Source organism: Cyanobium sp. N5-Cardenillas, from assembly GCF_024345515.1.
GTDB lineage: Bacteria > Cyanobacteriota > Cyanobacteriia > PCC-6307 > Cyanobiaceae > Cyanobium.
Genome location: NZ_JAGQBG010000149.1, coordinates 1 through 7,767 on the forward strand (window position 1 = coordinate 1; position 7,767 = coordinate 7,767).

The following is a 7,767-nucleotide window of genomic DNA, read 5'->3' on the forward strand; positions in this document are numbered from 1 at the left end:
ACGTCGAGCCAGACCAGGGAGCGATAGAGCTGTTCCGGCACGTCCGCTCGGTTCGGTAAGGCGCCATTATCCGTGTGCCCCCCAGGCGATAGGGTCCGTTGATGGGTTCCCTCCCCTCCTTTCCCTGGTTGCAACGCCGTCCCGGCGGCCCCTGGTGCCGCACCGCCCTGGGCCGGGACAGCTCGCTCCAGGAAGCGGTCAACCAGGTGTTCGAGCAGCTCCGCGGTGCCCCGGAGGCCGACCTGGCCCTGGTGTTCGCCTCCGCCAGCTACGCCAGCGACCTGCCCCGCCTGCTGCCCCTGCTGCAGCAGAAGCTCAGCGCCGCCCACTGGCTGGGCTGCGTCGGCGGCGGCGTGGTGGGCACCGATCCGGCCGGCGCGCCCCATGAGATCGAGCACCAGCCGGCCCTGGCGGTCACCCTGCTGCGGCTCCCTGGCGCCAACCTGCGCCCCTTCGCCATCGACACCACCGCCCTGCCCGATCTCGATGGTCCGGCCGAGCCCTGGCGCGAGCGGGTGGGGGCCGAGCTGGCGGAAGGCCAGTCGATGCTGCTGCTGCTCGATCCCACCGGCACGGCGATCAACGACCTGATCAGCGGCCTCGATTACGCCTACCCCAACACCACCAAGGTGGGCGGCATCGCCGGCCCCCACAGCGCCGCCCACGGCTCGCTGCTCTTCGGCAGCGGTCGCTCCGGCGACAGCGACCCCGCCGACACGGTCCGCACCGGTGCGGTGGGCTGCCTGATCGAAGGCGCCTGGCGGCTCGATCCCCTGGTGGCCCAGGGCTGCCGGCCGATCGGCCCGGTGCTGGAGGTGGAGCAGGCCCAGCGCAACGTGGTGATCGAGGTGAGCTGCGGCAGCACCCGCAACAGCCCCGTGGCAGCCCTGCAGTCGATCCTCACCGACCTCACTCCGGCCGAGCGGGAGCAGGTGAAGCACTCCCTGTTCCTCGGCGTGGGACGCAGCGATTTCAGCCTTCCCAACGCCGACCTCACCCCCGTGGCCGAGGCGCCGGGCTCCTTCCTGGTGCGCAACCTGATCGGCGTCGATCCCCGCAACGGGGCGGTGGCGGTGGGCGAACGCATGCGCGTCGGCCAGAAGGTGCAGTTCCAGCTCCGCGATGCCGATGCCTCCCGCGATGAATCCCGCCAGCTGCTGGCCGGCCAGTCGCGGCGGCGCAGTGAGCCCCTGGCCGCCTTCCTGTTCGCCTGCCTGGGCCGGGGCGAAGGCCTGTACGGCGAGGCCGACGGCGACGTGAGCCTCTGCCGGGAGGTGTTCGGCACCGTGCCGATCGCCGGCCTGTTCTGCAACGGCGAGATCGGCCCGGTGGGGGGCACCACCCACCTGCACGGCTACACCGCCAGCTGGGGATTCCTGGTGCCGAACGAGCCGCCCGGGGGCGACGCCACACCGCTCTGATGGTGCGCCAGCACGTCAATCCCCTCAGCCGGATCCACCAGCTGGCGCGGCCCCTGCCGCCACTGATCGAGCTGTTCGCCGATCCCTGCCTGCCCCTCCATCTCGACATCGGCTCGGCCCGGGGCCGCTTCCTGCTGGCCATGGCCCCCCTGGCGCCACAGCGCAACCACCTGGGCCTGGAGATCCGCCGGACCCTGGTGGAGGCCGCCGAGGCCGACCGCCGCCGGGACGGGCTGACCAACCTGCGCTTCCTCTACGGCAACGCCAACGTGAACCTGCCGGAGTGGCTGGCGCTCCTTCCCACCGGGCAGCTGGAGCTGGTGACGCTGCAGTTCCCCGACCCCTGGTTCAAGCTGCGCCACCGCAAGCGCCGGGTGCTGCAGCCCGCCCTGCTGCTGGCGATCGCCGCGGCCCTGGCCCCCGGCCGGACCCTGTTCCTGCAGAGCGATGTGGAAGCCCTGATCGCCCCGATGCGGCAGCTGGTGGAGGCCAGCGGCACCTTCGCGCTGGCCGGGCCCGAGGAGTGCGGCCCCGAGCGGAATCCCCTGCCGGTGGCCACCGAACGGGAAGGTCAGGTGCTGGCCGAGGGCAAGCCGGTGCACCGCAGCCTCTACCGCCGCAGCAGCGCCCCCCTGCCGCCGCTGGCCGATCTGGAAGCCCAGCTGGAGCCCACCGCCAGCGGCACCGATAATCGCCTCGACGCTGCAGCGGATTGATGGTGCCTGCCCCCGCTCCCGTGCCCCTGCTGCTGCGCTGGCAGGGGCTGATGGCCGGCCGGCCCGCCGGCCGACTCGGCGCCCATCTGCCCCTGGTGGCGGGCTGGATCCTCTGCGCCCTGATGGCCGGCCTGCCCCTGGTGACCCGGGCGGGCCTCAGCCTGCTGATCGCCGCCTCCGCCCTGCTCTGGGTGGTCTGGGCCCTGCGCACCCCGCCCGGCCGCCTCGGCGCCATCAACATCTGGCTGCTGCTGGTGATCGCGGTGGCCGTGGTGGCCACCGGCTTCTCGCCGGTGCCCAAGGCCGCCCTGGTGGGGCTGTTCAAGCTGCTCAGCTACCTGAGCGTCTACGCCCTGATGCGCCAGCTGCTGGCCACCGCCCCGGTGTGGTGGGACCGGCTGGTGGGCGCCCTGCTGGCCGGTGAACTCATCACCAGCGTGATCGGCATCCGCCAGCTCTACGAAGCCCCCGGGGCCCTGGCCCGCTGGTCGGACAACAACTCCGTGGCCGAGGGCACGGTGCGCATCTACAGCACCCTCGAGAACCCCAACCTACTGGGGGGTTACCTGCTGCCGATCCTGCCCCTGGCCGTGGTGGCCCTGCTGCGCTGGCAGGGGCGGGGCCGGCGCCTGTTCGCTCTGGCCAGCCTGGTGCTGGGCCTGGTGGCCCTGGTGCTCACCTACAGCCGCGGCGCCTGGATGGGCATGGTGGCCTCCCTCGGCCTGCTGGCCCTGCTGCTGGTGCTGCGCCAGACCCGCGACTGGCCGCCCCTGTGGCGGCGCCTGTTCCCCCTTCTGCTCCTGGTGGGCGCCACCGTCGTTCTGGTGGTGCTGGTCACCCAGGTGGAGCCCCTGCGGGTGCGGGTGATGAGCCTGGTGGCGGGCCGGGAGGACAGCTCCAACAACTTCCGCATCAACGTCTGGACCTCCGCCCTGGCAATGATCCAGGACCGCCCCTGGATCGGCATCGGCCCCGGCAACAGCGCCTTCAACCTCATCTATCCGCTGTACCAGCAGCCCAAGTTCAACGCCCTCAGCGCCTATTCGATCCCCCTGGAGCTGCTGGTGGAAGCCGGCATCCCCGGGTTGCTGGCGGGGCTGGGCCTGCTGCTGAGCGCCGTGAAGGTGGGCCTGGGCCAGTGGCGCAGCAGCGCCCCCCTGGCCCTGCCCTGCCTGGCGGCGGTGGCCGTGTTCGCCGGCCTGGGGGTGCAGGGCCTCACCGACACGATCTTCTTCCGGCCGGAGGTGCAGCTGATCGGTCTGTTCAGCCTGGCCACCCTCGCCGCCGCGGCGGCGGATCCCCTGCCATGAGGCTGATCGCCGGCTTCGATGCCGGCCAGACCCACACCACCTGCCGCCTGGCCCTGGCTGAGGACCGCCGGGTGATCGCCGAAGGCGAGGGCCCTGGCGTCTGCCACCTGGCGGCCCCGGAGGGCCCGGAACGCTTCGGGGCTGCCCTTCGGGAGAGCCTGGAGCGGGCCATGGCCGGCGTGGAGAGAGGCAGCCCGGCCTCCGTGCTGGTGGCGGCCGCCGTGGGGGCCAGCGGCATCGAGCAGGGCTCCCCGGTGCAGGCCCAGGGTCAGGCCCTGGCGGCCGAGGCCCTGGGGCTGCCCCTGGAGCGGGTGCTGGTCACCGGCGATGAGCGCACCGCCCTGCGGGGGGCCTTCCCTGACGGGGCCGGCATCGTGGTGATCAGCGGCACCGGCACCATCGCCGTCGGCCGCGACGGCCATGGGCGCGAGCACCGCTGCGCTGGCTGGGGCTGGCTGCTGGATGGGGCCGGTTCGGCCATGGACATCGGCCGCGACGGCCTGGCCCTGAGCCTGCAGATGGCCGACGGCCGACTCCCCGACACCCCCCTGCGCCGGGCCCTGTGGGCCGCCCTGGATCTCGGCCCGGACGATCCAGGTTTAGCGCAGCGGCTCAAGGCGCTGGTGGTCGCGGCCAGCTTTGGCCCCGCCGGCTTCGCCCGGCTGGCGCCGGTGGTCGATCAGCAAGCCAGTGCGGGCGACCCCCAGGCCATCGCGGTGATGGAGCGCAACGCTGCGGCGCTGGCGGCCATGGCGGCGGGGGTGGCCCGGGGCCTGGATCTGGTGGGGCCGGCGGTGTGCCCGATGGGCGGGGCGGTGAGCCACCTGGAGCAGTTGCGCCAACCCTTCAGCCGGAGCCTGGAGCAGGCCCTGCCAGGCAGCCGCCTGGTGACGGCCGCCGGCGATGCCTGCCAGGGGGCCCTGGCGATGGCGGCCGCCCTGCAGGCTTAGGCCGCCAGGGGCACCAGGGCCAGTGCGCCGCCGAGCACGGCCAGCAGCAGGGCCAGGCGGGTGGTCCAGACCAGGGGCAGACGGCGCAGCGCCAGGAACGAACCACCGCCCACCAGCAGCGAGGCCGCCAGGGCACCCGCCCACCAGCCCAAGGCGGAGCCGTCGACCGGGGCCTCACCGCCGTGCAGCAGGGCGTGGAGGGCCACCGCACCGGCCACCAGGGTGCCTGCGAAGGCCAGACCGGGGCTGCGACCATCCCGGTGGGAGCGCAGGATCAGCAGGGCCACCGCCGTGATGGCCAGGGCGGCCAGCACCTCGGCGAAGGGCATGGCGAAGCCCATGGCGCCGGCCAGGCCCCCCAGCACCGCACCGGCCAGGCCCCAGAGCAACAGCTGGGCGGACACATAGGAGGCCGCCGCACCCACGCCGATCAGCAGCAGCAGGTGATCGACACCGGTGATGGGGTGGAGGAAGCCGTGGCCGACGCCGCCGTGGGCCAGGCCGTGGGCCTGGGCCGGCTGGCCGATCAGCACGAAACCGAGGGCGGCCGCGCCGCCCAGAAGGGTCCAGGAGCGGAGTCCGGAGAAGTGGGTCATCGAGGGTCCCGGTCCGCGCCGGGGATGGAAGGAACGGTTCACGGCGAGCGTTCTGGCTGAGGGTGACCCCATCACAGCTGCGGGACAGCGCCGGAATGACGACGGGGCGAACCCAGCCGTGCACCGGACTTTCCTCGTTTCCTCCCGGAGGTGAACCCCGGGAACCGTGCACCGATTGTGACCGCAGCCGGTGACGTTGCCGCCCGATGACCGCAGCTTCTGACCGGGAAGGGGAGAGGATGGCGCCCAGGAGGTTCCTCCCCTTCACGGGGAGGACGCAAGGAGGAAAGGCGGTGAGGGGTTTGCCCGAGTCCGCCGCTGTCCCGCAGCTGTGATGGACACCAGGCTTCCCGGCCCGGCGTCTTCAGTCAGAACGCTCACCCCCACCCGACCCCATTTCCTGCCGGCGAGGACCGGAGATTTCCCATGAACCTGCCTTCTTTGGCTGAGCGGCGCGGCGTCCTGCCCATCGCCCTCGCCGGCCTGCTTGCCCTGCCCCTGCTGCTGGCGGCCCCGGCTTCGGCGCACCACCTGATGGATCTGACCGGGATGAAGCCCGGACCCCTCACCGGCCTGCTGAGCGGCCTGGCCCACCCGATCCTCGGGCCCGACCACCTGCTGTTCCTGCTGGCGATCGGCCTGGTGGGCATCGTCCAACCGTTCCGATGGGTGCTGGCCCTGCTGGGCTGCGGCCTGGTGGGCAATGCCCTGGGGCTGGCCCTGCCGGGCCTCACCTGGGTCGAGCCGCCGGTGGCCCTGTCGGTGGCCCTCACCGGCCTGGTGCTGGCCCGCCGCCTGCCGCCCGCCGTGCTGGCGCCAGCCTTCCTGCTGCACGGCTACGCCCTCAGCGGCGCCGTGATCGGCTGGGAACCCGGCCCGATCGGCTTCTATCTGGCCGGTCTGCTGGTGAGCCAGAGCCTGCTGCTGCTGGTGGCCCTGACGGCCGTGCGGCGCTGGCGCCAGAACGCCTCCAGCGGTGCGCTGAGCCTCACGGCCGGCCTGCTGATGGGCATCGGCCTGGCCTTCACCTGGTCGGCCCTGGTGGCCTGAGCCTCAGGTGCCCAGCAGGGCGGTGCACTCCAGCCTCTCCTGGCTGGCGGCCCGCCGGGAGGCACGCAGCCGGATCGCCTCCGCCAGGTATTCGGCATCCTCGGCCACCCCGCAGAAGCGGGCCGAGCCCCAGGTGTGCAGCCAGGGCAGGCCCAGCACGTAGAGCCCGGGCACCTGGGTGAGGCCCCGCTCGTGGGCCGGATGGCCGGCACCATCGAACACCGGCACCTCCACCCAGCTGAAATCGGGCTTGTAGCCCGTGCACCAGATCACGGCCGCCAGCGGTTCAGCCGCCAGATCGAGGGCCGCCGCTGAACCGGGTGGCGGTGTCCAGCAGGGGACGTAGGGGGGCTCCTCGGGGGCACTGAGGCCCTGGGCGGCGATGTGGTCGTCGATGCTGCGGCAGATGCGGCTGTAGACCGCGTCGGCGCCGTCGAGGTTGGCGGCCAGGTCGCCGGCGAAGCTGATGCGGTCGTGGCCGAGATCGGCCAACCGGCCATGCAGCACCATCCCCTCGAGGGCGCGGCGGCGCAGGTCGATCTCCCGGCCACCGTCGCGGCCGGTGAGGTAGTGGTTGGTCTTGCCCCGCACCGCCTTCGGGTCGGCGTGCTGGTCGATCGGCATGGCGTAGTAGCCCATGCGATCGAGCCAGTCGACCACGTCGCGGCCGCGGTAGCGGCGCGGGGAGCGGGGGGCGCTGCCGACGCTCAGGTGCACCGAGCGGCCAGCCAGGTGCAGGTCTTCGGCGATCTGGCAGCCCGACTGCCCACTGCCCACCACCAGCACCGGGCCAGCGGGCAGCGACTCAGGGCTCTCGTAATCGCGGGCATCGATCTGCAGGATCCGCTCGGGCAGGCGGGCGGCGAGGGGATGGCGCTGTGGGCGGTGGTAGCCGCCGGTGGCCAGCACCACCTGATCGGCCTCGATGGCACCCTCGTCGGTGCTCAGGAGGAAGCCGGAACCACTCGCCTGCAGGCGGTTCACCCCCACCCCTTCGCGCACCGGCACCTGGATGTGGTCGGCGAAGCGCTGCACGTAGCGGACGATCTCCTCGCGGCCCATGAAGCCCTCGGGATCGTCGCCGTCATAGGGGAAGTCGGGCAGGCGGCACTGCCAGTTGGGCGTGACCAGACAGAAGGACTCCCAGCGCTGGCGCGCCCAGGCGTGGCCGATGCGGTGGCGCTCCAGCACCAGGGGGCGCAGCCCCCGCTTCTGCAGGCCGTGGGCCACCGACAGGCCCGCCTGGCCGCCGCCCACCACCACAACCGGGTGCCGCTGCACCGGCTCCGAACCCCTAGTCACAGCCAACCCCGGCACCTGACGAAAGCCGATGCTGGCCGCCGCTGGCGATACCTCCTGTAACGACCGGCACGGATCGCCCGGGCGCCGTGAGTACCGGTACCCGGCGCCGGCATTCGGTGGCATCGGCGACACAGAACAAAAGTTCATCCGTGGCACGGTCCCCCATGCCGATTCCACCGACCGCACTTCCCCATGCCCCAGGTCAGCCGTCCCGCCAACCAGACGGGTGAGTTCCTCGTCGACTACGAGGAGAAGGTCTTTCCCGACGTCAAGGCCGAACCGGGTGAGAAGGCCCTGGTCACCTTCCACACCGTGGCCTTCGAAGGTTCCATCGGCCTGGTCAACCTGCTGCAGGCCAGCCGCCTGATCAACAAGGGCTTCGAGACCTCGATCCTGCTCTACGGACCGGGCGTGACCCTGGG

8 protein-coding genes and 1 riboswitch are annotated in these 7,767 nt (G+C 72.5%); of the genes, 6 read left to right on the forward strand and 2 right to left on the reverse strand.

Going from position 1 to position 7,767, the window contains the following annotated elements:
• The first annotated feature begins 101 nt into the window (after positions 1–101).
• Genes KBZ04_RS11815 through KBZ04_RS11830 form a run of 4 tightly spaced genes read left to right on the forward strand, consistent with a single transcriptional unit; the run spans position 102 to position 4,397 of the window.
• Positions 102–1,421 (forward strand): FIST N-terminal domain-containing protein, encoded by a 1,320-nt coding sequence (locus tag KBZ04_RS11815; protein ID WP_254992114.1) that lies wholly within the window; start codon positions 102–104, stop codon positions 1,419–1,421.
• A gap of 2 nt (positions 1,422–1,423) precedes the next feature.
• A complete protein-coding gene (trmB, locus tag KBZ04_RS11820) occupies positions 1,424–2,137 on the forward strand; it encodes a tRNA (guanosine(46)-N7)-methyltransferase TrmB (RefSeq protein WP_254992122.1) in 714 nt (237 codons plus the stop codon).
• Positions 2,137–3,447, forward strand: a complete 1,311-nt coding sequence (locus tag KBZ04_RS11825; protein WP_254992115.1) for an IctB family putative bicarbonate transporter — start codon at positions 2,137–2,139, stop codon at positions 3,445–3,447. Before trmB ends, KBZ04_RS11825 begins: the two co-directional genes overlap by 1 nt.
• Positions 3,444–4,397, forward strand: a complete 954-nt coding sequence (locus KBZ04_RS11830) for a BadF/BadG/BcrA/BcrD ATPase family protein (RefSeq protein WP_254992116.1) — start codon at positions 3,444–3,446, stop codon at positions 4,395–4,397. Before KBZ04_RS11825 ends, KBZ04_RS11830 begins: the two co-directional genes overlap by 4 nt.
• Here the strand turns inward: KBZ04_RS11830 and KBZ04_RS11835 are convergent.
• On the reverse strand, positions 4,394–5,035 hold the full coding sequence (locus KBZ04_RS11835) for a HupE/UreJ family protein (RefSeq protein WP_254992117.1): 642 nt from the start codon (positions 5,033–5,035) through the stop codon (positions 4,394–4,396). The genes KBZ04_RS11830 and KBZ04_RS11835 overlap by 4 nt on opposite strands.
• A riboswitch (cobalamin riboswitch) is annotated at positions 5,018–5,177 on the reverse strand. Its footprint overlaps the gene before it by 18 nt.
• A gap of 242 nt (positions 5,178–5,419) precedes the next feature.
• On the opposite strand from KBZ04_RS11835, the gene KBZ04_RS11840 reads away from it, so the two are divergent.
• Entirely contained in the window at positions 5,420–6,043 is a 624-nt protein-coding gene (locus KBZ04_RS11840; RefSeq protein ID WP_254992118.1) for a HupE/UreJ family protein, read from the forward strand.
• Between the two features lie 3 nt (positions 6,044–6,046).
• Here KBZ04_RS11840 and KBZ04_RS11845 read toward each other — a convergent pair whose 3' ends face one another.
• Positions 6,047–7,360: an MSMEG_0569 family flavin-dependent oxidoreductase gene (locus KBZ04_RS11845; RefSeq protein WP_254992119.1), complete on the reverse strand. Its 1,314-nt coding sequence runs from the start codon at positions 7,358–7,360 to the stop codon at positions 6,047–6,049.
• A gap of 177 nt (positions 7,361–7,537) precedes the next feature.
• Here KBZ04_RS11845 and KBZ04_RS11850 point away from each other — a divergent pair.
• The coding region (locus tag KBZ04_RS11850) for an MSMEG_0572/Sll0783 family nitrogen starvation response protein (protein WP_254992121.1) at positions 7,538–7,767 on the forward strand (230 nt) is incomplete at its 3' end.

Excerpts from the sequence above, each read along its gene's own strand:
- KBZ04_RS11815 (WP_254992114.1), top strand. The coding sequence starts at position 102 with ATGGGTTCCCTCCCCTCCTTTCCCTGGTTGCAACGCCGTCCCGGCGGC.
- KBZ04_RS11825 (WP_254992115.1), top strand. The coding sequence starts at position 2,137 with ATGGTGCCTGCCCCCGCTCCCGTGCCCCTGCTGCTGCGCTGGCAGGGG.
- KBZ04_RS11830 (WP_254992116.1), top strand. The coding sequence starts at position 3,444 with ATGAGGCTGATCGCCGGCTTCGATGCCGGCCAGACCCACACCACCTGC.
- KBZ04_RS11840 (WP_254992118.1), top strand. The coding sequence starts at position 5,420 with ATGAACCTGCCTTCTTTGGCTGAGCGGCGCGGCGTCCTGCCCATCGCC.